Origin of the sequence: Salmonella sp. 32082101201600294FB01SM01, assembly GCF_017572865.1 — a bacterium.
Lineage (GTDB): Bacteria > Pseudomonadota > Gammaproteobacteria > Enterobacterales > Enterobacteriaceae > Salmonella > Salmonella enterica.
The window spans coordinates 68563-94324 of record NZ_JAGESB010000006.1 but is presented as its reverse complement, the minus strand read 5'-3'; the positions used below and the strand labels follow the sequence as shown (position 1 = coordinate 94324).

Sequence of the window (25762 nt, the reverse complement as noted above, 5' to 3'; positions counted from 1 at the left end):
TTAACCCCCTGATTATTCCAAATAAAATAACAGTCATCCCCATCTCCTCGCATCGGTAAAAGATGGGGAAGCGATCTCATTTAACCTTTCTCACTCAAAAAAAGCTCATAAGCACGCTCTGCTGTTTCGTTATGATGAACGACAGCATGTACCGCTTTAATCATGGCTACCGGATCTTCTGACTGGAATATATTACGCCCCATATCTACGCCAGAAGCCCCCTGGTCAATCGCCTGATAGCACATTTCCAATGCTTCACGTTCAGGCAGTTTTTTACCGCCGGCGATGACAATCGGCACCGGACAACCTGCCGCAATACGCTCAAAACCTTTATCGACATAATACGTTTTGATAATTTGCGCCCCCATTTCCGCAGCGATACGCGTTGCCAGTGAAAAATAACGCTGGTCGCGAGCCATATCTTTACCCACTCCGGTCACTGCCATTATTGGCATCCCGACGCGTAACCCGGCATCAATCAGTTGAATAATATTTTTAATCGACTGATGTTCATGCTCACTACCAATATAAACCTGTGCGGCAGCAGCACAGCTATTCAACCGCACAGCGTCATCCATCGCCACCGCAACCGCCTCATTGCTTAATTCAGTGAGAATAGAATTCGCCCCGGACGCGCGTAAAACGACTGGTTTATTAATTGCCGGAGGTACCACACTGCGTAATATGCCGCGAGTACACATTAAGACATCAGCATATTCAAAGAGCGGCGCAATATTGATATCAATACGCTCAAGTCCGGTTGTCGGCCCCTGGAAATATCCATGGTCAAAGGCCAGCATGACCGTTTTTCTGGTCTTGGGATTAAAAATCCTCGCCAGTCTGGACTGCATTCCCCAATCCAGCGCGCCACAGCCTTTTAATGCGAACAAAGTGTTAGTTTGTGGTTTATCGGTGTGAAAATCTTTGCCATCTTTAATATCATCTAAATCAGCCATTCTTTACTCCGTCGATACATAACAGTTATCAGAAATCATATTTGTCGATATTGTCTTTGTTGAAAATGACACGCTCCGGCAATAACACAATGCCGTTACCTTTTGCCTCATAGTGATATCCCTGCTCACTATTAGGTGAAACGGTGACTTTGCCGATGCCGGGAATATCCAGTGAATCACCGACATTCATTGGCATATTTTTCAGCAACGCGTTGGCGACATATACGGAAATTTTTCCCTGTTGGACGACATCCCACAGGCCAAACTCTTTAACAGTGCCGCGCTGAACATAAGGGCGCATTACATTCGGCGTACTAAAACCAACAATCGCGAGATTATTGCGTTTAAGGTTCTCCGCCGCCTGTGCCGCAGCAGGTAAAGCGTTAGCGTCAGGCGCGATGATGGCATCCAGATCGGGATACGCTTTGATGATACCTTCCGCCGTCTGGAGCGATTTCGTGGCATCGTTATAGCCAAACTGGGTAGTGACTATCTCCCACCCCGGATGTTCCTGGCTAATTTTGGCTTTAGCTTCTTTTACCCACTGGTTCTGGTCGGTCACCGTTGGGCTGGAATAGAAGAAAGCGACTTTCGCTTTCTCTTTGTCCACCTGATGATCGGCCATCTCTACCAGCATGCTGCCGAGCTGTTTTGGCGTCCCTTGATTGATATAGTAAGAGCGGCACTCCGGCTTGGTATCGGAATCCCAGGTTAATATTTTCACGCCTCTTTGCATTGCCCGCTTCAACGCCGGGCACAGGCCATCAGGCGAAACGGCAGAAACGATAATGGCGTCATACCCCTGATTGACAAAGTTATTCACCAGTTGAACCTGGCCTGAGACGCTGGGCTCTGTAGGGCCATCGTAAGTTACGTCAATGCCCAGCGCTTTTCCCGCTTCCTGCGCGCCATTACCGCCGCTGGTAAAAAAGCCCACGCCAACCAGTTTGGGAATAAAAGCAATCCGCTCTGCCGCCTGCACGGTCATTACCGCAGATGCCAGACCAAACGCAGTGAGTAAGGCGATCATTTTAATGCTGTGTCTTGCCATTTTTTTCTCCATAAATTTCAAAAGGAAATCATGCCTGATGCGCATTGCGACGGCGTGAGTACCATTCAAGGATTTGGTGACGATGCAAACTGACGGAACGACCAACGACAACAACAATGAGAAGCGCACCGGACAATGCGCTGGAAATTTGATTCGGCACTCCGGCCATCTGTAGCCCCTGCTGTAAAAATCCCACCAGCAGCGCCGCCAACGCGGACCCCATAATCGACCCGGAGCCGCCATAAATATTGGCGCCTCCCAGCACAACCGCCGTAATGGCCGGCATCAGGAAAGAGGCGCCCAGATCCGAACGTGCGGAGCCAAAGTAAGAAACCAGTAATACGGCGGCGATAGCAGAGGCGCATCCGGTCATGGCATACACGGTATACAACGTGCGATTCACTGGGATCGCGCTGTACTGCGCGACACGGGCGCTCTGGCCAATCAGAAAAACGTTGCGTCCCATATGCGTGCGATGCATGAGCAGCCAGAAAAACAGACAGCACACAAGAAAAAAAATAAGCGGCATGGGAATACCAAGAAATGAAATATTGGCAAAGTCAGTGAACGCTGTGGGAAATCCACCAATACCTTCATAACCCGTGGCGCCAGCCATACCAGATAACAATAATGCGCTACCACCAAATAAATACATGGTTCCCAGGGTAATCACCAACGGGTTTACGCCGGTATAAATAATAAGTCCGGCATTTATCAGCCCACATATTGCGCCGAGTAGTAGGGTAATAATAATCGCTAAAGGTAGCGGCATACCGAGCTGAAACAGCACACCCAGGGTAATCGCGCATAGCCCGATTGTAGAACCAAATGAAATATCCATGCCACCGCTGACAATAACCATTGTTAGCGGCAAAGCGACAATACCGATACAAATAAAATCGCTAGTGCTAAAAAGTAAGACATTAATATCTAATAAACGTGGATTAATCAGACCGAAAGCCAGAATTTCAAAGATCAATAAGGCTGCCAGCGCAATTTCCCAGCTATAGCGTCGCCATGGATTCATCATGCCACCTCTTTGTTTTTATTCTGTTGTGCGTGCGTTTTTGCTTCCGCCTGTAGTGGAGTGGGTGGTGATATAAAACGGGCATATTTCTGGCGGCGCAGATTGCGTTGTAATGCGCAACGCAGCCGCCCATCGAATACCAGTACGCCCAACAATACCAGGCCAGCAATAAAATCGTTCCACCAGGCGGGGATGCGCAGCAGCACTAACACACTATCGATTTGCGTAAGAAAATAAGCGCCGAGAATAGCGCCGATGACCGTGCCTGACCCGCCTAACAGGCTAATTCCCCCCAATACGCAGGCCGCGATGGCTTTCATTTCCAGCCCCGTGCCGGTTTGATTGGGAATGAAGCCAATCTGCGAGGCAAACACGATTCCAGCCAATGCCGCCATACCGCCATTAAGTGAAAATGCCATGATGCGTACCATCTCGGTACGGACACCCAATTGCCGGGCGCCCTGCAGGTTATCGCCGGTGGCGTAAAAATTGCGGCCAAAGGCGGTTTTCGCCAGGAGCCAGGCCATAAGCAGCGCTAACACCAGGGTAAACCAGCCGATTGCGGAAATTCCCAGAAACACCGGAGCAGAGAGTTGCTTTAAGCCTGCGGGTAATCCTTCAATCCATTTTCCCCCTGTCCATAGCAGCATGATCCCACGATACAAGCCCAGCGTTCCCAGCGTGGCGACAATGGCGGGTATCTTCAACCAGGCAACCAGTACGCCATTAAAAAATCCGGCGACAATTCCTAATATTAGTGTGGCCAGGCAGGCGACCGGCAGGCTATAGCCGGCGTTTAACATCACTCCCAGCAATACCGCGCACATTCCTGTCGTCGAGCCCACCGATACATCAATATTGCGGGTGAGCATTACCATCGTCGCGCCAATTGCCAACAGCATCAAAATTTGCGCGCTACTGAAAACCATTGTCAGCGTTTGCACGCTCAAATACTGGCTATCCAGCGCGCCAGGAAACACGAATAAACAGACTATTGCCAGCAGTGCCGTCGCTTCCCGATTATTTTGGATGAATTTCAACATGTTGCCTCCGACGCACCATGTTCGCCAAACGCAACGTGCATGATGGTATCAACGTTAATTTCCTCGCCGCATAACGCAGGCCCCCCCAGTTCCCCCTGGTGCATGACATATACGCGATCGGCCATCTGCTCTATCTCTTCCAGATCGGAGGAAATAAACAGCACTGCGACATTTTGTTGCGCGATACTGCGCAACAGCTGATAAATATCGCTGCGGGCGGAGACATCGACACCGCGGGTCGGTTCATCGACAATCAGTAATTGCGGAGAGGCTTCCAGGCATTTAGCAATCAATACTTTTTGCTGGTTACCGCCGGATAAAGTACGCGCCGCCTGTTCGGCATTATTGAGTTTGATATTTAACGCGCGGTGGTAACGTTCAAGAGTGGCGTTATCCCGCTGGGGCTTTATCCAAAATCCTTTTTGGTTGTGGGTCAGCGAACAGACATTCCATGCCAGGGAAGCGTCAAGATACAGCCCGGATGACTGCCGATCTTCCGGCAAATAGACCAGGCCGAGCTGCAACCGCTGTTGGGTTGTCAGGGCGTTAATTTCTTCACCATTGAACAGCATCCGCCCCGCATTGACCGGTCTAATACCGTACAGCGTTTCAGCCAGTTCTGTGCGTCCCGCGCCGACCAACCCGGCCAGACCAAGTATTTCACCTGCCCGCACCTCAAGGTTGATATTCATAAAACCTTCGCCCGTCAGCGACTCCAGCGCTAATACCGTCGCGCCGCGTTCGTTCTGCGGGCGGCTGCCAGGCAATTCCAGCCACAACTTTTGATTCGCGGAAAGACTGACGCCCTGCGTTGCCGGGGTGATAGCTTGAATAATCTCGTCGGTAGAAAGGTCATGCGTTTTTCCGAATAATGCGATTTTACCGTCACGCATCACGCTAACGCAGTGAGCTAACTGTCTAATTTCTGGCAGCTTATGAGAAATAAATACAATTCCGACCCCTTTTTTCAGCAACTCTTGCAGACGCGTAAATAACCGGTCAGTTTCGGCTGGCGTTAACGACGCCGTGGGCTCATCAAGAATTAAGATTCGCGAGTCGCGCATCAAGCCGCGCATAATTTCAACGATCTGGCGGTCTGCAACATCAAGCGTACCCGCAGCGCTCGCCGGATCGAGTTGGCATCCCATCGCCTTTAATAGCTGCTGCATTTTTTCCGTGGAGGCCTGACGTCCCTGCAAGCCAAACAAGATATTTTCCCGCACAGATAAACTCGGAAATAACAGAGGCTCCTGGGGAACCAGGTAAATGCCATACTGGTGCGCCTTCAGAGGCGTTAAATGACTGCAACGCACACCAGCAATATCGATAGTCCCTCCATCTGGCGGGACTATACCGGCAATAATCTTCATTAATGTTGATTTACCCGCACCATTGCCGCCAAGCAATGCGTGCACCTCTCCCGCATGCAGAGTAAAGTCAATTCCCTTTAGTACTTCGACGCCGGAATAACTTTTATAAATGTTCTGCACACAAATCAGAGGGGATGCAGTATTGTGACTGATTTGCATGTTGCCTCCGCTCCCTCAATGTTGACTGACGGGACTGAACAAATGTTTTTTGAAAAAGAAATTGTTCAAAACGGTAGTAGTTATTTGGTCAAAAAACTCTCATCCAGATCACGTTTTCTGAATAAATGAATTTTTATATGATAAATGTTCAGATTTGACGCGTTTTTGTGGCGTTAATCACGGTTATTTCGGAGTGATAACTGAACAATTGTGTTAATGATTTAGAAATGTTCAAAGTAAAGCCAGGTTATGACAATGAGCGATAATACGTTGGTATCTGATTATGGAATGTGCGAAGAAGAGCAGGTGGCGCGTATTGCCTGGTTCTACTATCACGATGGATTGACGCAGAGTGAAATCAGCGAGCGTCTGGGGCTAACCCGGCTAAAGGTTTCTCGTCTGCTGGAGAAAGGGCATCAGTCCGGTATTATTCGCGTACAAATCAACTCCCGCTTCGAAGGGTGTCTTGAGTATGAAAATGCCTTGCGCAACCACTTCGCATTGCAGAATATCCGCGTGCTGCCGGCATTACCCGATGCCGATATTGGTCTGCGCTTAGGAATCGGCGCCGCCCATATGTTGATGGAGTCACTGCGGCCACAGCAACTGCTGGCCGTCGGCTTTGGCGAAGCCACGATGACCACATTAAAACGCCTCAGCGGATTTATCTCGGCGCAACAAATCCGACTGGTCACGTTATCCGGCGGCGTGGGGCCGTATATGACCGGAATAGGCCAGCTTGATGCCGCTTGTAGCGTAAGTATTATGCCCGCGCCGCTGCGCGCATCATCGCAGGAAATTGCCTGCACGCTGCGCAATGAAAATAGCGTGCGGGATGTGATGCTCACAGCGCAAGCTGCCGATGCCGCCATCGTGGGGATTGGGGCAATTAACCAGAAAGATCAAGCCAGTATCTTAAAATCCGGCTATATCACTCAGGGTGAACAACTCATGATTGGCCGCAAAGGCGCAGTAGGCGATATTCTGGGCTATTTTTTTGATGCTCATGGCGAAATTATTCCAGACATCAAAATCCATAACGAATTAATTGGCCTGAAGTTAAATTCACTTTCCACGATCCCAACCGTGATTGGCGTCGCCGGCGGCGAACAAAAAGCAGAAGCTATTATTGCCGCTATGCGCGGTAACTATATCAATGCGCTGGTTACCGATCAGAAAACCGCAGGAAAAATAATTCAACTTATTGAAAAATAAAAAAAATAAAATAACACTTACCTCAATTCAATAAACAATAACTGACAGGATTTTATGTAACGATGTAAAAATAGCCGAGGATAAAAAAATGGCTCGACTCTGTACCCATACTGAATCAGGACATTACCTGATGGCTCTTGACGCCGGTACCGGTAGCGTCAGAGCAGTAATTTTTGATCTACAAGGAAAGCAAATAGCTGTCGGTCAAGCGGAATGGCAGCATCTGGCCGTGCCGGATGTGCCTGGTTCGATGGAGTTTGATCTTGCCAAAAACTGGCAACTGGCTTGCCAGTGTATCCGTCAGGCACTACAGAAAGCCGCCATCCCTGCAACGGCTATCGCTGCCGTATCGGCCTGTTCGATGCGTGAAGGCATTGTTATTTATGACAGTAACGGCGAACCAATTTGGGCCTGCGCTAATGTTGACGCCCGCGCGGCGCACGAAGTCAGTGAATTAAAAGAGCTGCACGATAACACCTTTGAGGAGGAAGTTTATCGTTGCTCCGGGCAAACGCTGGCGCTCAGCGCTATTCCGCGTCTGCTCTGGCTTGCCCACCATCGTCCGGATATTTATCATCGCGCGTCAACCGTCACTATGATCAGCGACTGGATGGCCTTTATGCTCAGCGGCGAACTGGCGGTCGATCCCTCCAACGCAGGCACGACGGGGTTATTGGATCTGGTGACCCGCAACTGGAAACGTAGCCTGTTACAGATGGCGGGCCTGCGTTCTGACATTCTCTCGCCGGTAAAAGAAACCGGGACGCTGCTCGGTCACATTTCACAGAAAGCGGCTGAACAGTGCGACCTGCAAGCGGGTACGCCGGTCATCGTTGGCGGCGGCGATGTGCAGTTAGGCTGTCTGGGGCTGGGCGTCGTACGCCCGGCGCAAACGGCCGTGCTGGGAGGAACCTTCTGGCAACAGGTCGTCAATCTTCCCGCGCCGGTCACCGACCCAAACATGAACGTTCGCATCAATCCTCATGTGATCCCCGGTATGGTACAAACCGAGTCTATTAGCTTTTTTACTGGGTTAACGATGCGTTGGTTCCGCGACGCCTTTTGCGCTGAGGAAAAACTAATCGCTGAAAGGTTAGGTATTGATGCGTATTCCCTGCTGGAAGATATGGCCAGCCGGGTGCCTCCCGGCGCGCACGGTGTGATGCCCATCTTCTCTGACGTTATGCGTTTTAAACGCTGGTACCACGCCGCGCCGTCGTTTATCAATCTGTCTATCGATCCTGAAAAGTGTAATAAAGCGACCCTATTTCGCGCGCTGGAAGAGAATGCCGCCATTGTTTCCGCCTGCAATTTACAGCAAATTGCCGCGTTTTCCGGCGTACAGGCCGATTCGCTGGTTTTTGCCGGCGGAGGATCTAAAGGCAAATTATGGAGCCAAATCCTTGCCGACGTTACGGGACTCACCGTTCACGTACCTGTCGTCAAAGAAGCTACCGCGTTAGGGTGCGCTATTGCCGCAGGCGTTGGCGTGGGTATCTGGCCGTCGCTGGCGGAAACGGGAGAAAAGCTAGTGCGCTGGGATCGGGAGCATAAACCTAATCCTGAAAATTTCGCTGTCTATCAGCAGGCCAGAGAAAAATGGCAGGCCGTTTATCAGGATCAACGCGCGCTGGTCGATGGTGGCTTAACGACATCCCTCTGGAAAGCGCCAGGCCTGTAACAGGAGAATAAGCATGCAAAAAACGAATGAGAAGAATCATGAATACCGCTTTGGCGATAATGGCCCTAAATACTTAATCCGTGGGCCGGGCTGCGATATGGGCGTCGTTATACTACAACCAGGGCAGTCATTCCCTAACCATCGCCATAATACCGCTTGTGAGATTTTTTATACCCTAAGCGGTGAAGTGTGCCTGTATCTGGAAGGAACACCTCATATCCTGCAAACTGGAGATGTTTTACAGTGCGAACCTGGGGAGGCGCATTATCTCATTAATAACGGCGATAAACCCTGGAAAGGCGTGTTTATTAAATCGCCGCATCTGGAAAATGACAGCCACCCCGCGGATCCACCGGCCTGGTAACGCCCGCGCCATCGCCAGATTTTGCCGGATAGCGCCACGAGAGCCTTGTCCGGCCTCCAAACGGCATTCGTTAATGCAATATCAAGCTGTCATTTGATGACCTGTTGGTTCAAGATATCACACTGATGATCCTGAATTTCCTCGGCAGAAGCGCGATTGAAGGTCAGTAAATTACGCTCGGTCGCCAGCAGGACAAAAGAGCCATCGCTTTGGCGTACCCCCGCCAGCGCGATACATCACAGCATCCCCGCCCGCGCAGGAACTTTCCCTGGTCCCATCGCCACAGCAAAAAATAGCAGTGCGGTCATAAACTCCGGCAGTAGCGAAGTCGCCCACAGAAGGATAGTAACGCCAACGATGATGGAAGGGAGGAAAAGAGGATGGGACAACCAGAGCGACATACCTGTCTCCTGACGATTTTTTCAGCAAGAATACGACGGACAGTCAGGCAGGTAAACGCCAGATATAGTGAGGTTATCGCAGGATTAAGCGGACAGATCAGTGATAATGAATTTCACCAAAGTATTCAGACAGCACGTAATAGCGGCAATACTCAAAAGGGCTGTCCTTCCCGGCCTGAAACGTCTGTCTGGCGACAGATAACAGCGGTTTATTGGCGGCGATTTGCAATTTTTCGCACAGGTCAGCGGAAGGTAAAATCGCCTCAACTTTTTCTATCGCCGAGTCGCTTGTGACGTTTAATAACGAATAAAGCGACGTATGCTCCAGCGCCTGCGGTGTGAGTTGCAGATCGGGAAAGAAGCTAAGATCGAGATAAATTTTCTCATGGTTAAATGGACGGTTATTCAGGCAACGAATACGCGAAATATAGAGATAGTGATGCTGTGCGGGCAGGCTCAAGCCGTCTGCCTGAGCGTCGCGCGCGCGGCGCGGCGCGATTTCCAGAATACGGTTCTCAATCGCCACGCTGGCGTCCTGGAGATCGCGGGTAATACCGCGAAACGTGTGGCCGTAGCTCACGCCTTCCGGTACCGAGCACACCACCGAACCACTCCCGCGCTGCGACGAAATAATGCCCGCATTGATTAATTCGCTCCAGGCCTGTTTAACCACAATCAGCGAGACGTTGTAGGATCTGGCAATCTCTTTTTGCGTCGGTAGTTGGCTACCCAAAGGCAAAGACCCGTTCTGGATCTGCTGACAGATGATAAAAAATAGTTGCTTATAAAGCGGAGTAAAGCTCGTTTTATCAACCTGCAAGCTGCGCACCTCACGTCTTCGCCAGCAGGGGACGTTTTACCGTCCCCGGCAGGGTGAATTCGCTACCCTGCGATTTGCCTGGCCAGTTCTGCCAAATCGAAATGATTCATACGATCCAAAGTCGTTAAATAATCGGCGGGAAAAGCCTCCACGCCATGGAATGCGCCGGAAATCGCCCCAACCATGGTGGCGACAGTATCAGTATCATTGCCGATATTAACGCCGGAGATAATAGCATCTACCGCAGAATTCGGACAACACGCGAACAGGCCAAAGGCCGCCGGCACCGCTTCACTCACGTGCAGCCCGGAGCCAATAATATCAGCAAGTTCCACCACCGCCGTTTCCCAATGGCGATGACGTTTACCGATATCTACGGCCAGTTCAATGCGTCGGGCAACGGAAGGACCTGCCACCATCATCGCCCCTTGCTCCTGCGCCAGCAGATAGCCCCTTTGCGCACCGTAAATACCGGCGGCAATAATGCTGTCTACATTGGTCTGCGCTCTTAACGCCTCGCTGGTTGCCGCCGCCATCGCCGCTGCGCCGGACATCGCCAGCACGTTATTATGGGTAAAGCGGCAAATCTGCAGCGCGCAGTCAATCGCCGCGTCAATATCACCCGGATGCAGCACCGCCGCTGGCCAAATCTTCATGGCGGCGCCGTTCGTTGCCTCCGCGTTACCCTTATTAATAATCTGTACCGACTGTTTCTCGCCTTCCAGCTCACCCTGTAAAGAGGCACGGTTATCATTGAATATTGCCTTCATTGCCGCACGCGTCGTCGGGCCGGTAAAGTTGGCGTAGTACGGGTAATCCAGCCACTGCTGAAAAGCCTCGCGCATCGCCTCGTCGCTGACCTGGCGTTGATGGCGCAGCAGCGCGTCCATAATGTACTTCGCCTGAATAAAATCATCCGTGCACATCCCTGCTTCGTTGCAGCGGCCAAACGTGTCCGCAGGCGGTTTTTGAAAGGTCGTCACCCAGCCGCCAAAATAGTCTTTTATTTGCTGCTGGGTGCGTACTTCCGTCGCGGCTCCCATCGCGTCCGCGGCGGCGGCACCCACCAGGCATCCCAGTATTTTGTTTTGATCAACGTGCATGATGACTCCTTATTTCACGGTCATGGCTTGTGCCAGCGAATGGCTGGACAGAAAAGTGTTTAGCTGGTCGGGAAACGGCAGAGCGGTCATTGCGCCTTTTGCCGTCACCGCCATAGCGCCGCAGGCATTGGCATTGCTGATGGCTTCCGCCAGCAGGGCATGATCCCAGCAATTTGCGCGGGAAAGGGTGAACAGCAGGCCGCCGACAAAAGCATCGCCTGCCCCGGTGGTATCGACGACATCGACGCGCGGTGCGGGAAAATGGAGCTCCCCCTCGGCGGTAATCAACAGCGCGCCATCGGCCCCCAGCGAAATGATGGTGGTGTCGCAGCCCAGATCGCGCAGGTAATAACGCGCATCCTGCCAGTGGCTGGCGCCGCTGAGCTGGCACAGCTCATCTGCCGAGACTTTACAGATAGAAGCCAGCGCGGTGGAGCGGGCGATCAGCTCAGGGATTTCATCGGTATTGCGCCACATTTTGCTGCGCAGATTGACGTCAAACAGTACGTAACCACCCGCTTCACGCATTCTTCTCGCTCCCTCAAGACATGCTTCGCGAGCGGGCCTGTCGGTGAGGCCAATTGAGCTGAAGTAAAACCATTCGTGCTGCCTGAACGGCGGCAGGTCCTGCGGCGAGACGTAGGTATCGGCACCCGGATGCACCAGATAGGTAAAGCTGCGCTCCCCATCAGCCGTCAGGTTGACGATCAGCACCGCGCTGGTCAGGGCCGGATCCATGCGTAGAAAAGAGACATCCACACCGTTATCCTGAAAAACCTGGCGCAGGAAACGGCCGGCGTCATCGTCGCCAAGACAGCCAATAAAACCGCACTCTCCGCCCAGCCTGGCAACGCATACCCCCACATTCGCCGACGCTCCGCCGGGGCATTTCAGATAGCTGTTCTGCTTTTCCGGTACCAGGTCAACGGAGGCATCGCCGATAACCCAAACCTTATTCATGGCCTTCATTTGCGCCTCCTTATGCCTGTTTCTGCGCCAGGGCAAGCTGAATATCTCGATAATATTCATTATTAATCAGATACTTTTTCATAAGCAGCCCAACCGCAAGGTGGAACAGAGCCGGAATGAGCGTCATCATCAGCGCAATACCGGTGAGCGAACGTGCGGTCTGTTCAACATCGGCCTGATAGCCAAAGTGGCTCAGCAGGAATCCGAGTATCCCGCCCGCGATCCCCATCCCAAACTTCTGGAAGAAGAGGATGCCGCCAAACGCCAACCCGGAAACGCGCAGGCCGGTTTTCTTTTCTCCGTAATCCACCGCTTCGGCGATAGAGGACCAGAACACCGGCATTTGCATATCGCAGAAGAAATTAATAAGAAAATAGAACGCAAACGCCAGGACAAGATTTTCACGCCCGACGGAGAAATACATCAGCGCGCTCAGGACAAAGGTAATAATCTGGGTGTAGCGGAACATCTTAATTTTGTCCCAGAACTTGGTTATCCAGGTGGTGGCGATCATCGCTAAAATTGAAGCGATGACGCCGGTAGTCAGGAAGGGTGAAATCAGGCTATCTCCGCCGTTCAGATAATACTTAGCGTAATAAGCGGCAACGGAACCGCGAATAACATAACCGCACATCAGCAGCAGAATAACAACGCCGAGAATAATCCACTGATCGTTACGTAACAGATATTTAAACTGTTTCCCCACCGATAGCGAGGTAATTTCCGGCTCGCTGCGTTCACGCGTGGTGAGAAAACAGAAGATAAACAGCAGGGCGCCCATCGCCCCCATCAGCCCCATCGAAAACTGATAGCCCAGCGCCTTGTTGCCCTGCCCCAGCCAGACGGCAAGCATCGGTACGACGATAGTCACCAGGAAAGCGGCAATCTTGGTCATCACAAAACGATAACCGTTGGCGCTTAACCGTTCGACGGGGTCGCTGGTAATCACGCCAATCATCGAAATATAGGGAATGGTGATCGCGGTATAGACCAGGGTCATAAGAATATAAGTGCCATAGGCCCATGCCAGTTTGGCCATATAAGCCATATCAGGCGTAATAAACATCAAATAAACGGCGAAGCCAAAAGGAATAGCAAACCACAGCAGCCACGGGCGGTAACGCCCCCAGCGCGTGTTCAGTTTATCGGTCAGAACCCCCATGGCCGGATCGATAATGGCATCAATCATCCGCACAACCACAAACAGTACGCCAACATCAGCGGCGCTCAGGCCGTAGATATCGGTATAGAAATAGGCGAGGAGCAGCTGCATGGCGATAATCACAACGTTTATCGCCATATCTCCCGCGCCGAAGCCGATTTTTTCCACGATAGAAAGTTTCATGTTGATATTCCTTTACGCTTAACAGCGCAAATCTGGTGAACAATTAATGATGTCACTACATGAAATAAAAACGTTTTTATATATAAGCCATCCACCAGACAATCTATGGAGGCTATGAAGAGAGTGTAACCAACCACAAAAAGATATAAAGGTATACCTTTATATCTTTTGATCGGTTTCACATATTTTTATAGACACGATCTTACCCCAGTTTTAAACCGGGATAAGAATCAATAAGATAATGAGCAGAGGGTGGAACGAAAATCAGCGGGAAGACAAAATGGCGCAACTATGGTCCTGAATCTCTTCCGCCGATGCGCGATTAAGCGTCAGCAGGTTACGCTCGGTCGCCAGCAGGACAAAAGAGCCATCGCTTTGGCGTACCACCGCCAGCCCATAGCGTCCCATATGATCGCGCGCTTCCGGCACCTCTTCCGCCAACATCATAAACGGACTACGCTGCGCCAGTTCGCTCTCGGTTACCCGGCGCGCCAGGTATTCATGCCCCATCAGGTTGCCCGGTAGCGGAAGCCAGCGAGTGCTGATGCGCGTGAAATCGTTATCCAGTTGTTCCCGAACGTCAGGACGGATGCAAGAAATATGGATATGCAAATGGTCCTGTGAACGACCAAGCCGCGAATTAATCGCCAGCGAGACTGCGCTATCCGGAATATCATGCCCGTATTTTTTACTCATATAGCCGCGAGCCTGCCAGGCCAGCCAGAAAAAGTTGGGCGTAGCGGGTTCCAGCAATAGCGGGCTTTCTGTACCGTTGATACGGTAGGTGGGCATCAATAAATATTGCAACGGACCGTGACGATCTTTAAAGACGACATAGCCGGCGCGAGGTTTGACTTCCGCGCAAGGCGCTGGATTTTGATGCTGTAACTGATCGGGCAGGCATTGTTCAAGCACGATTTCCCGTAATGCATCAGGATTGCCGGAAAATTTCCAGTAACCGACGCCCGCCGCGGCAACAATCACTATCACCGCCAGTAAAAAGTAACCTGTTTTTTTCATGTTATGCGTTCCCTGTGACCCATAGACGGGGAAGAGTAACGCAAAATTGTGGCAAAGAAAAAACCCGGTAACATAATACGTTACCGGGTTTATAAACGGTTTAGCGTTTGCTGATTTGGTCGAACGTACCACCATTAGCGAAGTGATCTTTTTGCGCCTTCGCCCAGCCGCCAAACACCTCGTCAATGGTGAAAAGCTTCAGCTTCGGAAACGCATCGTCGTATTTTTTCACCACGTCAGCATCGCGCGGACGGTAGAAGTTTTTCGCTGCTATCTCCTGCCCTTCCGGCGAGTAGAGATACTTGAGATACGCTTCCGCTACCGCTTTGGTGTCTTTCTTTTCCACCACTTTGTCGACCACGGAAACGGTCGGCTCTGCGAGAATAGATTCACTCGGGGTCACTATCTCGAATTTATCTTTACCCAGTTCATTCGTCGCCAGTAGCGCTTCGTTTTCCCAGGCGATCAGCACATCACCGATACCGCGTTCAACGAAAGTATTGGTTGAGCCACGCGCACCGGAGTCCAGCACTTCAACGTTTTTAAACAGGGCTTTGACAAAGTCCTGCGCTTTGGCCTGATCGTTATTGTTGTGGTGCAGGGCGTAGCCCCATGCTGCCAGATAGTTCCAGCGTGCGCCGCCGGAGCTTTTCGGGTTTGGCGTAATCACCGACACACCCGGTTTAATCAGATCGTTCCAGTCATGAATTTGTTTTGGATTGCCTTTACGGACCAGGAAAACGATGGTGGAGGTGTAAGGTGCTGAGTTATCCGGCAAACGCTTGATCCAGTTTTTATCGATACGACCACGTTCCGCAATAGCGTCCACATCGTAAGCCAGCGCCAGCGTCACGACATCGGCTTCAATGCCGTTAATAACGGAAGTCGCCTGTTTACCCGAACCGCCGTGCGATTGGCGGATCACGACGTTGTCGCCGGTTTCCTGCTTCCAGTGCGCGCTAAACGCTTTGTTGTACTGCTCGTACAGCTCACGCGTTGGATCGTACGATACGTTAAGTAACTGAATATCCTTTGCCAGAATGCTGGTTGACGCCAGCAATAATGTGAACCCCACGCCCCACTTTTTCATCGCCCGACTCGCTTATGTTGTGTTGTGATGAGCAAAGCGTGCCAGAAAGAGATCCAAACATTAAAGAATAAAAAAAGATTGGCTATAACTTCGAGGAATAAATCTGAGGGATTGCCGAATGGCGGCTAGCGCCTAATCCGGCCTACACGTTTCTGCAACCTGTAGGCCTGATAAGCGTAGCGCCATCAGGCGCGCAAAAACAATCAGTACAGTTTTTTCGCGCACTCCATCCAGTCGCTTTTGAACGGACGCTTCATGTTTTCAATCGCATCGATGATGTCATGATGAACAAGCTGCTCGTTCTGGATACCAACACAACGACCGCCATGGCCTTCCAGCAGCAGGTCAATAGCATACGCGCCCATACGGGAAGCCAGAATGCGATCGTAAGGTACCGGGGAACCACCGCGCTGAATGTGGCCGAGCACCGTCGCACGCGTTTCACGGCCCGTTTCTTTTTCAATAAAGTGCGCCAGTTCATCAACATCACACATATGTTCGGTGATAGCGACGATAGCGTGTTTTTTCCCTTTCGCGATCCCGGCTTTGATTTCCGCCACCAGATCTTCGCGATTAAATTCAACTTCCGGCACCACGATAAACTCACAGCCGCCAGCAATAGCCGCCGCCAACGTCAGGTCGCCGCAATAACGGCCCATCACCTCAACGATAGAGATACGCTGGTGAGAAGAGGAGGTGTCACGCAGACGGTCAATCGCTTCCACTACAGTGCCGAGAGCAGTGAAGTAGCCGATAGTGTAGTCGGTGCCTTTGATGTCGTTATCGATAGTGCCTGGCAGACCGATGCACGGGAAGCCCATTTCAGTCAGACGTTTTGCACCCATATAAGAACCGTCGCCGCCAATAACTACCAGCGCATCGATACCGCGTTTTTTCAGGTTTTCGATCGCGACAGCGCGAATATTTTCGTCACGGAATTCCGGGAAACGGGCGGAACCGAGGAAAGTACCGCCACGGTTGATCATGTCAGATACGCTGTAACGGTCAAGCTGAACCATACGATCTTCATACAGGCCCAGATAGCCGTCATAAATGCCCATGACTTCCAGCCCTTCCGTCAACGCTGCGCGCACAACACCGCGGATTGCCGCGTTCATGCCCGGCGCATCACCGCCGCTTGTCAACACACCGATTTTCTTAATCATGACTACCTCTGAACTTTGGAATGCAAAATGAAATCTATTGCCGGAAGCCGATTTCGCACTTCGAAACGATCCAACGAATATACAGATAGTATAACAATCCCTTCCTGCTGAATTGATTCAGGTCAGGCCAAATGGCGGTAATTTATACACAAAATGCTGGCCTGGCTCACTTTTTAACAATCAATTATACAAGCTCGAACTTCTTGCCTTCCGTGGGGACGACTGAACAGGGATCCTGATGAATAATGACATCTGAACCCGGAAAACGCCGCAAAATCGCCTGCTCTACCTGTTCAGCCACTAAATGCGCCTGAACGAGCGGCAGATTATCTTCCATTTCCAAATGAATCTGAATAAAGCGGGTCGGCCCTGACTGCCGCGTGCGGAGATCGTGCGCGCCGCTGACTCCCGGCCATGACGTCACGATATCAATAATTTCCTGTCGTTCCGCATCGGGCAGCGCGCGATCCAATAATGACTGCACCGCCTCATACCCCATACGCAACGCGCTATACAAAATATAGATGCCGATACCTAACGCAAACAGAGCATCCGCACGATGCCAACCGTACCAGGATAATCCAAGCGCGATAAGAATCGCTCCGTTCATCATAACATCAGACTGATAATGAAGCATATCCGCCCGTACCGCCTGACTTTGGGTCTTGCGTACCACCCAGCGCTGAAACGTGACCAGTATAATAGTGCATATCAGAGCGATGACGGTAACGCCAATCCCCACGCCGGGGTCGTTCATTGGCGTCGGCTTAATCAGATTCTGGATACTGGTCAAAAACAGAAACAACGCCGAACCGGAAATAAACATACTTTGCGCCAGTGCCGCCAGCGACTCCGCTTTACCGTGCCCAAACGTGTGTTCATCATCTGCGGGTTGCAGCGAATAACGCACGACCAACAAATTCGTCAATGACGCGGCAATATCCACCAGCGAGTCCACCAACGCCGCCAGAATACTCACCGATCCCGTATACCACCACGCAAAAATTTTGATCAAAAGTAACGCTGATGCCATCGCCGTTGCCGCGATAGCCGCCCGGCTAACCAGCCGTCCATAGGTTTGATTCATAAATACTCCCGCTATCTTCTGCCGGTAGTATAACGGATGGTTTAAAACAGTAAGCTAATAACAGAATGACAAACTGGAGATAAAAAAAACCCCCACATCATGTGGGGGAAGACAGGGATGGTGTCTATGGCAAGGAAAACAGGGTTGTTACTGGGAACGTGAGTTGCTACTACTCAATAATTTCAACGATGAACTTTTTTGCCATTGCGCCACGTCGCGCAGTTGCTCCATTCGTTGCTGATGCTTTTCATTCAAAACCGCTTGCTGCTCCGGCGTTAACAGGCGATACATCTGGTTACGCACGCGGGCCATTTCGACCTGGCGGGCGACCTGCTCTTGCGCCATTTTTTCTGCCTGAGCGCGCACAGCGCTTTCATCAAATTTTTCTGCGGTGACAAGCCGATGCATTGTCTCCATTTCGCTAACATTAACAGGAGGCTGTTCGTGCCTTGCCTGCTGCATAAGATCTCGCATCTGCTGACGCTGATGTTCGGTTAAACTTATGCCGTCAAACATATGATTTTGCGCGCTACGCTGCGTGGCCCCGTCACCGGGGTGCCAGTTATCGCTTGTAACAACTTCAGCTGCGTGGCTTAAAAAACTGAATGCCAGCGTTGAGGCCATAACAGCAGCGGTAACTTTGCGCATCGCTTGCTCCCAAAATCTTTTCTGTCGCGATTCAACGAGAGACAGTTTACGATTCGGGCTGCAAACATGCGTCAGGGGGTGTAAAACAACGTAAAGTCATGGATTAGCGACGCCTGATGACGTAATTTCTGCCTCGGAGGTACGTAAACAATGAATAAAATCCTGTTAGTTGATGATGACCGAGAGCTGACTTCCCTGTTAAAAGAGCTCCTCGAAATGGAAGGTTTTAATGTCCTGGTGGCCCACGACGGCGAGCAGGCGCTTGAGCTTTTGGATGACAGCATCGATTTACTTTTGCTTGACGTCATGATGCCGAAGAAAAACGGTATCGATACGTTGAAAGCGCTTCGCCAGACACACCAGACGCCTGTCATTATGCTGACCGCGCGCGGCAGCGAGCTGGATCGCGTTCTCGGCCTTGAGCTGGGCGCGGACGACTATTTGCCCAAACCGTTTAACGACCGCGAGCTGGTAGCGCGCATCAGGGCTATTTTGCGCCGTTCCCACTGGAGCGAACAGCAGCAGAGCAGCGACAACGGCTCGCCGACGCTGGAAGTCGATGCGCTAAGCCTTAATCCGGGCCGCCAGGAAGCCAGTTTCGATGGCCAAACGCTGGAGCTGACCGGTACGGAGTTCACCCTGCTCTATTTGCTGGCGCAACACCTAGGCCAGGTGGTTTCCCGTGAACATTTAAGCCAGGAAGTGCTGGGTAAGCGCCTGACGCCGTTCGATCGCGCCATTGATATGCATATTTCTAACCTGCGCCGCAAACTGCCGGAACGCAAAGACGGTCACCCGTGGTTTAAAACATTGCGTGGTCGCGGCTATCTGATGGTTTCCGCTTCATGATAGGAAGTTTAACCGCGCGCATCTTCGCCATCTTCTGGTTGACGCTGGCGCTGGTGCTAATGCTGGTACTGATGTTGCCCAAGCTCGATTCACGCCAGATGACCGAGCTGCTGGACAGCGAACAGCGCCAGGGATTGATGATAGAGCAACATGTAGAAGCTGAACTTGCGAACGATCCGCCCAACGACCTGATGTGGTGGCGTCGCCTGTTCCGCGCAATTGATAAGTGGGCGCCGCCTGGACAGCGGTTATTACTGGTGACCTCTGAAGGACGCGTGATCGGCGCTGAACGCAGCGAAATGCAGATCATTCGTAACTTCATTGGTCAGGCGGATAACGCCGATCATCCGCAGAAGAAAAAATATGGCCGCGTAGAGATGGTGGGGCCGTTCTCCGTTCGCGACGGAGAGGATAATTACCAGCTTTACCTGATTCGACCGGCCAGCAGTTCGCAATCCGATTTTATTAATCTGCTGTTTGACCGCCCGCTCCTGTTGCTCATTGTCACGATGCTGGTCAGTTCGCCGCTCTTACTATGGCTGGCATGGAGTCTGGCGAAACCGGCGCGTAAGTTGAAAAACGCGGCTGATGAAGTGGCGCAAGGCAACCTGCGTCAGCATCCGGAGCTGGAGGCGGGTCCGCAGGAGTTCCTCGCCGCTGGCGCCAGTTTTAACCAGATGGTGACGGCGCTGGAACGGATGATGACCTCGCAGCAGCGTTTGCTGTCAGACATCTCCCATGAGCTGCGAACGCCCCTTACGCGCCTGCAACTGGGTACCGCGCTGCTGCGTCGTCGTGGCGGCGAAAGCAAAGAGCTGGAGCGTATTGAAACCGAAGCGCAGCGTCTGGACAGCATGATCAATGACCTGCTGGTGATGTCGCGTAACCAACAGAAAAACGCGCTGGTCAGCGAAACGATGAAAGCCAATCAGCTATGGGGCGAAGTGCTGGATAACGCCGCCTTTGAAGCCGAACAGATGGGCAAGTCGCTAACGGTAAATTATCCGCCGGGGCCGTGGCCGCTCTATGGCAACCCAAACGCGCTGGAAAGCGCGCTGGAAAATATTGTTCGTAATGCGCTGCGCTATTCACATACGAAGATTGAAGTCGGCTTCTCGGTGGATAAAGACGGTATTACGATCACGGTCGATGACGACGGGCCGGGCGTCAGCCCTGAAGACCGTGAGCAGATCTTCCGTCCGTTCTATCGCACTGATGAGGCGCGCGACCGTGAATCCGGTGGTACTGGCCTGGGTCTGGCGATTGTCGAAAGCGCCATGCAGCAGCACCGCGGCTGGGTTAAGGCTGACGATAGCCCGCTCGGCGGGTTGCGGCTCACGCTGTGGCTACCGCTGTACAAGCGAACCTAAAAACCATCGGCCTGCGAATGCAGGCCGATTTTTTATCTCGCCGTCGAGATTTACCGGGAAATGTCTGGCGCTAAAATCCACTCGGCGCTGTCATTCCACACGTCCATCCGGGTAATTTTGCCATCGCGCACTTCGAAGCGGTCGATAAAGCGGTTATCGGCAAACGGGCGACCGTCGGGCCATTCGCCATACAACGTACCGTTGGAATAAATCACAACGTAATCATCATGCTGCACCGCATCAAACTCGCCCAGCGCCTTCTTCACCCACTTGTAGCGAGCGCCGTTAAACTGCGCGATATCTGCCGCGCCCGCCATCGCCCGGCCTCCGGTGAAGGTAATTTTCACCTCCGGGTGCATATACGTTGCGGCGCGTTCAGCATCAGGAATCATCGAGGCCACCAAAAATTCTTTTACGATCGCCACCGCATTTTCAGCTTCAGTCATAACCCTTCCTTTCATTTTGGCGGAGTTTTATCACCCCACAGCCGTCTGGCGCTATCTTCAATTTTGCCGCTCAAACGACGCTTCTGCATGGTGCGGCTCCAGCTCGCCGACAGCCCGGCGGCGCTCAGCAGCCGATGATATTGTTCGTCATCAAACGGCATAGACCAGGCGATAACACCCGCTTCATGAACCGAGACATCGCTCAGACGCGACGCCAGTTCCAGCGGTGCATCGCTGGAGACTTTACCTGGCGCAATGACCCGATACAGCCAGCCGGTTTTTCCGCTGTTCTGCATAAGGAGGGCCATGTCGCTGATGGCAAAGTGGAAATTAAGTTTAAAGCATGGAGAGCGCGGCTGAGTGACCTGGATCAACGCCTCGCCCCAGCGGTAGATATCGCCAATAAACACGTTGTGTTCGGTCATTCCGTCCGTCGACAGATTCTCGCCAAACGCCGGGGCGCAAAACAGCGTCGCCTGCTCGGGGAACTGGCGAATCCAATCAGCATAGTGTTCACGGGGGTAATGGCATAGCGCGCGGTCGGGGCCGCCGTGGATTTTCTTTTCGGCCTGCTGATCGCCTGCCAGACCCAGCTCGGTCAGCATAAGTTCGCCGTCGATTTGCACCTTGGCGATAGCGCTCGGGCGGCTGCCGTCATAGTCACGAATTTTGCCAATAAACACGTCAACCGGATAATGCATCTGCTGCTCCTTACGCGGATACAAAAAAAGCGAGTCATCAGACTCGCTTCTACAGACGTGCAATGCAAATTATTTTTTAGCGGCGAAACGCGCTGCTGCTTCGTCCCAGTTCACCACGTTCCAGAACTCTTTGATGTAGTCCGGGCGGCGGTTCTGGAATTTCAGGTAGTAAGCGTGTTCCCACACGTCCAGACCCAGGATCGGGAAGCCGGAAGCGCCGGAAATGGCTTCACCCATCAGCGGGGAATCCTGGTTTGCGGTAGAAACCACAGCCAGTTTGTCGCCTTTCAGCACCAGCCACGCCCAGCCGGAGCCGAAACGGGTTGCTGCTGCTTTTTCGAATTCAGCTTTGAAGTTGTCAACGGAACCGAAGTCACGCTCGATAGCCGCTTTCAGGTCGCCCTGCAGAGTGGTGCCTTTTTTCAGCCCTTTCCAGAACAGGCTGTGGTTAGCGTGGCCGCCGGCGTTGTTACGCAGCACGGTTTTTTTGTCCGCTGGCACCTGGTCCAGTTTAGTAATCAGTTCTTCAACCGGCAGGTCAGCAAACTCAGGCAGGTTTTCCAGCGCCGCGTTAGCGTTGTTGACATAGGTTTGATGGTGTTTGGTGTGGTGAATCTCCATCGTCTGCTTATCGAAGTGCGGTTCCAGTGCATCATAAGCGTACGGCAGGGATGGCAGTGTATAACTCATAATCATCTCCATTATTGTCGAGCGGCACAGTGTTAACGCCGCGTAAGCAGTTGGTTCATTATAGTTAATTAAATGATATTGAAAATGATTATCAATGCCGTACTTTTTCCAGGGTTATAAACGTTACGGCATCCGCTGAAAAAAACCGTTTTTTACGCCTCCAACCGAAACCGTCTGTTGATGAATTCCTGGAAATCATGAAATGTGAAACAGGGTTTCAAAATCTTTCTTTTGGTGCCAAATTTTGTCATCGGTGGCAAAATCAAGAAGGTTATAATTTCACCATGCAATTACATTCCCGGTAAATTATTACAATTGCGAGGGAATTATGAAGCAACCTGGTTTTATACGTCTGGCTACGTTGGCCTTACTCTCCACACTCTCTTTCTTCTCCCACGGCGAAACCATTTTGCGCCTGGCCTACGCTGAAAATAGCCAGCCGGTAAAAGATGCGTTGCACTTCCTGGGGCAGCAAGTTGAAGAGAAAACGGGCGGCGATATCAAAGTACAGTACTTCCCGGACGGACAGCTTGGCGGCGAGCGCGAACTGGTGGAGTTGACGCAGGTCGGCGTCGTCGACATCACTAAAGTGTCGTCCGGGCTGATGGAGAGTTTTTCGCCTGAGTACGGCGTGTTCTCACTTCCCTACCTGTTTGCCACCGTCGATGAATACTACCGCGTAATGGATAACCCACAGGTGATGGAGCCTGTTTATCAGTCCACCGCCGCACAGGGGTTTGTCGGCGTAGGCTGGTATGATTCCGGCGCGCGTAATTTTTATATGAGCAAAGCGCCGGTTAAACGCATTGAGGATTTACGCGGGAAGAAGATCCGCGTCATGCAGAGTGAGACGGCGATCCAAACCCTCAAACTGCTGGGTGCTTCGCCCATCGCCATGAGTCAGGCGGAGGTCTATACCTCGTTACAACAAGGCATTCTCGACGGCGCGGAAAACAATGAGTTCGCTCTCACCATCGCCCGCCACGGCGAAGTCGCCCGTTATTACACCTACGATATGCACACCCGCATTCCCGATATCCTGCTAATGAGTACTCTCACGCTGGAAAAGCTGACGCCGGAACAGCAGCGCATCGTCGAAGCCGCCATCAAGGCGTCGATCGAATTTGAGAAAGCCGCATGGGACAAGGAAATAGAGAAAACCAGGCTGGCGGCGGTAAAAGATTTCAACGTTGAATTCTACGAGATCGACAAAAAACCCTTCCAGAAGGCAGTACAGCCTATTTACGACGGCCTGAAAAACAAACCGCGGCTTTACGGGCTGTATCAACGTATCCAGACAGCAAAAAATTAATCTAATCAGGAAATTAAGATGAACACATTCAGAAAAGGACTTGATTTATTGCTGGGCGCTATCTGTTGCCTGGTGCTGGCGATAATGGTTGGCATCGCCTGCTGGCAGGTGGTGAGCCGCTACATTCTGGGCGTTCCCAGCACCCTTACCGAAGAGATGCTGCGATTTCTCCTGGTGTGGGTATCAATGCTGGGCATGGCTTTTGTCGCCGGTCAGAAACAGCATATCAGCCTGACTCTCTTACTGGATAAGGTGTCGCCGACGATTCGCGGCTGGTGGGATATTATCCTGCAGGTCATTTTTATCGCGTTTTCCATTTGGGTATTGATTATCGGCGGCTTAAAGATTTCTGCGATTTCTATGCTGCAAATCTCCCCTGCGCTGGGCATTCCGATGGGGAAAATTTATTACGCGCTCCCCTGCGCGGGCGTACTGATCATCCTCTATGGGCTGCTAAATATCGTTGACGCCCTGAAAGCTATCCATTCCGCCACGGATACCACTGAGCACACTCTGGAGAAATCACATGATTGACCCTATTTTTGCGTCCTGTACGCTAATTGCCGTCTTTGTTGTTTTACTGGCCATGGGCGCGCCTATCGGGATCTGCATCGTCATCGCCTCTTTCAGCACCATGATGCTGGTACTGCCTTTCGATATTTCGATGTTCGCCACCGCGCAAAAAATGTTCTCCAGCCTGGACAGTTTTGCCTTGCTGGCCGTGCCGTTCTTCGTTTTGTCCGGGGTGATCATGAATAGCGGGGGAATTGCCGCCCGACTGGTCAATTTTGCCAAACTGTTTACTGGCAAACTGCCCGGCTCGCTCTCTTACACCAACATCGTCGGCAATATGATGTTCGGTGCAATTTCCGGATCGGCAATTGCCGCCTCAACCTCTATCGGCGGCGTGATGGTGCCGATGAGCGCGCGCGAAGGTTACGATCGCGGCTTTGCGGCCGCGGTGAATATCGCCTCCGCGCCGACGGGAATGTTAATTCCACCCACCACGGCTTTTATCCTTTATGCGCTGGCAAGCGGGGGAACATCGATTGCCGCTCTGTTCGCTGGCGGTCTGGTCGCGGGAGTGCTGTGGGGCGTTGGCTGTATGCTGGTCACGCTGGTGGTCGCTAAGCGTCGAAATTATCGGGTTTTCTTCACCGTCCAAAAAGGCATGGCGCTAAAAGTTGCCGTTGAGGCCATTCCCAGCCTGCTGCTGATCGTGATTATTGTCGGCGGCATTGTGCAGGGGATTTTCACCGCCATTGAAGCCTCCGCGATTGCCGTGGTGTATACGTTATTGCTGACGATGGTGTTTTACCGCACGCTGAAAATTAAGGATTTGCCTTCGATTTTGCTCCAGACAGTGGTAATGACCGGGGTCATCATGTTCCTGCTGGCAACCTCTTCGGCGATGTCCTTCTCGATGTCGATCACCAATATTCCTGCGGCGCTGAGCGATATGATCCTCGGTATTTCCGCCAATAAACTGGTTATCCTGTTAGTCATTACCGTCTTTTTGTTGATTATCGGCGCATTTATGGATATCGGTCCGGCCATTCTGATTTTTACCCCGATTCTGCTGCCGATCATGGCTAAACTGGGCGTCGATCCGGTGCATTTCGGCATTATCATGATCTATAACCTGGCGATTGGCACTATTACGCCGCCAGTTGGCAGTGGTTTATATGTCGGGGCGAGCGTCGGTAAGGTCAAAGTTGAGGAAGTGATTAAACCGTTGCTGCCTTTTTACGGCGCGATTATCGGCGTTCTGTTATTAATTACCTACATTCCGGAAATCACACTGTTCTTACCCCGTCTACTGGGCATCATGTAAGCGCATAGTTTCCTGCACATCTCGTTGCCGGATGGCGATTCGCGT

At 51.9% G+C, this 25762-nt stretch carries 25 protein-coding genes and 2 pseudogenes; 8 read left to right on the top strand and 19 right to left on the bottom strand.

The genetic code is table 11. From position 1 onward, the window contains the following. Window positions 1-80 precede the first annotated feature (80 nt). The 5 genes from lsrF to lsrA are packed head-to-tail and all read right to left on the bottom strand — an operon-like array spanning window position 81 to window position 5606. Window positions 81-956, bottom strand: coding sequence for a 3-hydroxy-5-phosphonooxypentane-2,4-dione thiolase (gene lsrF / locus J4645_RS20500; protein ID WP_000774146.1), 876 nt, complete (start codon window positions 954-956; stop codon window positions 81-83). A 28-nt stretch (window positions 957-984) separates the two neighbouring features. Then, window positions 985-2007: an autoinducer 2 ABC transporter substrate-binding protein LsrB gene (lsrB, locus tag J4645_RS20495; protein WP_023208341.1), complete on the bottom strand. Its 1023-nt coding sequence runs from the start codon at window positions 2005-2007 to the stop codon at window positions 985-987. Window positions 2008-2035: 28 nt separating this feature from the next. After that, window positions 2036-3037 carry an autoinducer 2 ABC transporter permease LsrD gene (lsrD, locus tag J4645_RS20490; protein ID WP_000981826.1) on the bottom strand — a complete coding sequence of 334 codons (1002 nt, stop codon included), beginning with the start codon at window positions 3035-3037 and terminating at the stop codon, window positions 2036-2038. Then, on the bottom strand, window positions 3034-4077 hold the full coding sequence (lsrC, locus tag J4645_RS20485) for an autoinducer 2 ABC transporter permease LsrC (RefSeq protein WP_000911133.1): 1044 nt from the start codon (window positions 4075-4077) through the stop codon (window positions 3034-3036). The genes lsrD and lsrC overlap by 4 nt, the downstream gene beginning before the upstream one ends. Next, the gene (lsrA, locus tag J4645_RS20480; RefSeq protein ID WP_001167248.1) at window positions 4071-5606 is read right to left on the bottom strand and encodes an autoinducer 2 ABC transporter ATP-binding protein LsrA; all 1536 of its coding nucleotides are present in this window, start codon (window positions 5604-5606) and stop codon (window positions 4071-4073) included. Before lsrA ends, lsrC begins: the two co-directional genes overlap by 7 nt. 255 nt (window positions 5607-5861) lie before the next feature. Between lsrA and lsrR the strand changes: the two genes are divergently transcribed. The 3 genes from lsrR to J4645_RS20465 all read left to right on the top strand — a co-directional run bounded on the left by lsrR (window position 5862) and on the right by J4645_RS20465 (window position 8866). Further along, on the top strand, window positions 5862-6821 hold the full coding sequence (gene lsrR, locus J4645_RS20475; protein WP_001283049.1) for a transcriptional regulator LsrR: 960 nt from the start codon (window positions 5862-5864) through the stop codon (window positions 6819-6821). An 88-nt stretch (window positions 6822-6909) separates the two neighbouring features. Next, window positions 6910-8502 (top strand): autoinducer-2 kinase, encoded by a 1593-nt coding sequence (gene lsrK, locus J4645_RS20470; protein ID WP_000113082.1) that lies wholly within the window; start codon window positions 6910-6912, stop codon window positions 8500-8502. A gap of 13 nt (window positions 8503-8515) precedes the next feature. Further along, window positions 8516-8866: a cupin domain-containing protein gene (locus J4645_RS20465; RefSeq protein ID WP_001173080.1), complete on the top strand. Its 351-nt coding sequence runs from the start codon at window positions 8516-8518 to the stop codon at window positions 8864-8866. 89 nt (window positions 8867-8955) lie between these two features. Here the strand turns inward: J4645_RS20465 and J4645_RS20460 are convergent. From J4645_RS20460 to cpxP, 11 genes and pseudogenes are all read right to left on the bottom strand, one after another. Beyond that, window positions 8956-9096: pseudogene (locus J4645_RS20460) on the bottom strand (CDP-diacylglycerol diphosphatase); the annotation flags it as partial. A 45-nt stretch (window positions 9097-9141) separates the two neighbouring features. After that, window positions 9142-9267 (bottom strand): annotated as a pseudogene (locus tag J4645_RS20455) (hypothetical protein); the annotation flags it as partial. A gap of 97 nt (window positions 9268-9364) precedes the next feature. Continuing rightward, complete coding sequence (locus J4645_RS20450) at window positions 9365-10087, bottom strand: GntR family transcriptional regulator (RefSeq protein ID WP_001528882.1); 723 nt, start codon at window positions 10085-10087, stop codon at window positions 9365-9367. 62 nt (window positions 10088-10149) lie between these two features. Continuing rightward, window positions 10150-11190 carry an ADP-ribosylglycohydrolase family protein gene (locus tag J4645_RS20445; protein ID WP_023214535.1) on the bottom strand — a complete coding sequence of 347 codons (1041 nt, stop codon included), beginning with the start codon at window positions 11188-11190 and terminating at the stop codon, window positions 10150-10152. A 9-nt stretch (window positions 11191-11199) separates the two neighbouring features. After that, window positions 11200-12159 carry an aminoimidazole riboside kinase gene (locus tag J4645_RS20440; protein WP_000646489.1) on the bottom strand — a complete coding sequence of 320 codons (960 nt, stop codon included), beginning with the start codon at window positions 12157-12159 and terminating at the stop codon, window positions 11200-11202. Between the two features lie 10 nt (window positions 12160-12169). Next, the gene (locus J4645_RS20435) at window positions 12170-13504 is read right to left on the bottom strand and encodes an MFS transporter (RefSeq protein WP_001636335.1); all 1335 of its coding nucleotides are present in this window, start codon (window positions 13502-13504) and stop codon (window positions 12170-12172) included. 264 nt (window positions 13505-13768) lie between these two features. Further along, window positions 13769-14524, bottom strand: a complete 756-nt coding sequence (locus J4645_RS20430; RefSeq protein ID WP_023214534.1) for a CDP-diacylglycerol diphosphatase — start codon at window positions 14522-14524, stop codon at window positions 13769-13771. A 100-nt stretch (window positions 14525-14624) separates the two neighbouring features. Beyond that, window positions 14625-15614, bottom strand: coding sequence for a sulfate ABC transporter substrate-binding protein (locus J4645_RS20425; RefSeq protein ID WP_000758713.1), 990 nt, complete (start codon window positions 15612-15614; stop codon window positions 14625-14627). Between the two features lie 203 nt (window positions 15615-15817). Next, complete coding sequence (gene pfkA / locus J4645_RS20420) at window positions 15818-16780, bottom strand: 6-phosphofructokinase (protein WP_000591793.1); 963 nt, start codon at window positions 16778-16780, stop codon at window positions 15818-15820. 184 nt (window positions 16781-16964) lie between these two features. Then, complete coding sequence (fieF, locus tag J4645_RS20415) at window positions 16965-17867, bottom strand: CDF family cation-efflux transporter FieF (RefSeq protein ID WP_001077322.1); 903 nt, start codon at window positions 17865-17867, stop codon at window positions 16965-16967. Window positions 17868-18014: 147 nt separating this feature from the next. Then, the gene (cpxP, locus tag J4645_RS20410) at window positions 18015-18515 is read right to left on the bottom strand and encodes a cell-envelope stress modulator CpxP (protein WP_001233463.1); all 501 of its coding nucleotides are present in this window, start codon (window positions 18513-18515) and stop codon (window positions 18015-18017) included. 150 nt (window positions 18516-18665) lie between these two features. Here cpxP and cpxR point away from each other — a divergent pair, with 150 nt between their 5' ends. Both cpxR and cpxA read left to right on the top strand, forming a co-directional pair. Continuing rightward, window positions 18666-19364: an envelope stress response regulator transcription factor CpxR gene (gene cpxR, locus J4645_RS20405; protein WP_001033731.1), complete on the top strand. Its 699-nt coding sequence runs from the start codon at window positions 18666-18668 to the stop codon at window positions 19362-19364. Next, window positions 19361-20734: an envelope stress sensor histidine kinase CpxA gene (gene cpxA / locus J4645_RS20400; RefSeq protein ID WP_000580402.1), complete on the top strand. Its 1374-nt coding sequence runs from the start codon at window positions 19361-19363 to the stop codon at window positions 20732-20734. Before cpxR ends, cpxA begins: the two co-directional genes overlap by 4 nt. Before the next feature lie 50 nt (window positions 20735-20784). Here cpxA and J4645_RS20395 read toward each other — a convergent pair whose 3' ends face one another. From J4645_RS20395 to sodA, 3 genes are all read right to left on the bottom strand, one after another. Beyond that, on the bottom strand, window positions 20785-21180 hold the full coding sequence (locus tag J4645_RS20395; protein WP_000133441.1) for a nuclear transport factor 2 family protein: 396 nt from the start codon (window positions 21178-21180) through the stop codon (window positions 20785-20787). Between the two features lie 11 nt (window positions 21181-21191). Further along, window positions 21192-21881, bottom strand: coding sequence for a 6-hydroxyaminopurine reductase (gene yiiM / locus J4645_RS20390; protein ID WP_000559225.1), 690 nt, complete (start codon window positions 21879-21881; stop codon window positions 21192-21194). Between the two features lie 69 nt (window positions 21882-21950). Continuing rightward, window positions 21951-22571: a superoxide dismutase [Mn] gene (gene sodA / locus J4645_RS20385; RefSeq protein WP_000122632.1), complete on the bottom strand. Its 621-nt coding sequence runs from the start codon at window positions 22569-22571 to the stop codon at window positions 21951-21953. 328 nt (window positions 22572-22899) lie between these two features. Between sodA and J4645_RS20380 the strand changes: the two genes are divergently transcribed. The 3 genes from J4645_RS20380 to J4645_RS20370 are packed head-to-tail and all read left to right on the top strand — an operon-like array spanning window position 22900 to window position 25717. Then, window positions 22900-23883: a TRAP transporter substrate-binding protein gene (locus J4645_RS20380; protein ID WP_000812816.1), complete on the top strand. Its 984-nt coding sequence runs from the start codon at window positions 22900-22902 to the stop codon at window positions 23881-23883. Window positions 23884-23901: 18 nt separating this feature from the next. After that, the gene (locus tag J4645_RS20375; protein WP_001091413.1) at window positions 23902-24417 is read left to right on the top strand and encodes a TRAP transporter small permease; all 516 of its coding nucleotides are present in this window, start codon (window positions 23902-23904) and stop codon (window positions 24415-24417) included. Next, window positions 24410-25717: a TRAP transporter large permease gene (locus J4645_RS20370; protein WP_000566800.1), complete on the top strand. Its 1308-nt coding sequence runs from the start codon at window positions 24410-24412 to the stop codon at window positions 25715-25717. The genes J4645_RS20375 and J4645_RS20370 overlap by 8 nt, the downstream gene beginning before the upstream one ends. Window positions 25718-25762 lie beyond the last annotated feature (45 nt).

Coding starts and splice junctions, on each gene's coding strand:
- lsrF (WP_000774146.1), bottom strand. CDS start 956: ATGGCTGATTTAGATGATATTAAAGATGGCAAAGATTTTCACACCGAT.
- lsrB (WP_023208341.1), bottom strand. CDS start 2,007: ATGGCAAGACACAGCATTAAAATGATCGCCTTACTCACTGCGTTTGGT.
- lsrD (WP_000981826.1), bottom strand. CDS start 3,037: ATGATGAATCCATGGCGACGCTATAGCTGGGAAATTGCGCTGGCAGCC.
- lsrC (WP_000911133.1), bottom strand. CDS start 4,077: ATGTTGAAATTCATCCAAAATAATCGGGAAGCGACGGCACTGCTGGCA.
- lsrA (WP_001167248.1), bottom strand. CDS start 5,606: ATGCAAATCAGTCACAATACTGCATCCCCTCTGATTTGTGTGCAGAAC.
- lsrR (WP_001283049.1), top strand. CDS start 5,862: ATGAGCGATAATACGTTGGTATCTGATTATGGAATGTGCGAAGAAGAG.
- lsrK (WP_000113082.1), top strand. CDS start 6,910: ATGGCTCGACTCTGTACCCATACTGAATCAGGACATTACCTGATGGCT.
- J4645_RS20465 (WP_001173080.1), top strand. CDS start 8,516: ATGCAAAAAACGAATGAGAAGAATCATGAATACCGCTTTGGCGATAAT.
- J4645_RS20445 (WP_023214535.1), bottom strand. CDS start 11,190: ATGCACGTTGATCAAAACAAAATACTGGGATGCCTGGTGGGTGCCGCC.
- J4645_RS20440 (WP_000646489.1), bottom strand. CDS start 12,159: ATGAAGGCCATGAATAAGGTTTGGGTTATCGGCGATGCCTCCGTTGAC.
- J4645_RS20435 (WP_001636335.1), bottom strand. CDS start 13,504: ATGAAACTTTCTATCGTGGAAAAAATCGGCTTCGGCGCGGGAGATATG.
- J4645_RS20430 (WP_023214534.1), bottom strand. CDS start 14,524: ATGAAAAAAACAGGTTACTTTTTACTGGCGGTGATAGTGATTGTTGCC.
- J4645_RS20425 (WP_000758713.1), bottom strand. CDS start 15,614: ATGAAAAAGTGGGGCGTGGGGTTCACATTATTGCTGGCGTCAACCAGC.
- pfkA (WP_000591793.1), bottom strand. CDS start 16,780: ATGATTAAGAAAATCGGTGTGTTGACAAGCGGCGGTGATGCGCCGGGC.
- fieF (WP_001077322.1), bottom strand. CDS start 17,867: ATGAATCAAACCTATGGACGGCTGGTTAGCCGGGCGGCTATCGCGGCA.
- cpxP (WP_001233463.1), bottom strand. CDS start 18,515: ATGCGCAAAGTTACCGCTGCTGTTATGGCCTCAACGCTGGCATTCAGT.
- cpxR (WP_001033731.1), top strand. CDS start 18,666: ATGAATAAAATCCTGTTAGTTGATGATGACCGAGAGCTGACTTCCCTG.
- cpxA (WP_000580402.1), top strand. CDS start 19,361: ATGATAGGAAGTTTAACCGCGCGCATCTTCGCCATCTTCTGGTTGACG.
- J4645_RS20395 (WP_000133441.1), bottom strand. CDS start 21,180: ATGACTGAAGCTGAAAATGCGGTGGCGATCGTAAAAGAATTTTTGGTG.
- yiiM (WP_000559225.1), bottom strand. CDS start 21,881: ATGCATTATCCGGTTGACGTGTTTATTGGCAAAATTCGTGACTATGAC.
- sodA (WP_000122632.1), bottom strand. CDS start 22,571: ATGAGTTATACACTGCCATCCCTGCCGTACGCTTATGATGCACTGGAA.
- J4645_RS20380 (WP_000812816.1), top strand. CDS start 22,900: ATGAAGCAACCTGGTTTTATACGTCTGGCTACGTTGGCCTTACTCTCC.
- J4645_RS20375 (WP_001091413.1), top strand. CDS start 23,902: ATGAACACATTCAGAAAAGGACTTGATTTATTGCTGGGCGCTATCTGT.
- J4645_RS20370 (WP_000566800.1), top strand. CDS start 24,410: ATGATTGACCCTATTTTTGCGTCCTGTACGCTAATTGCCGTCTTTGTT.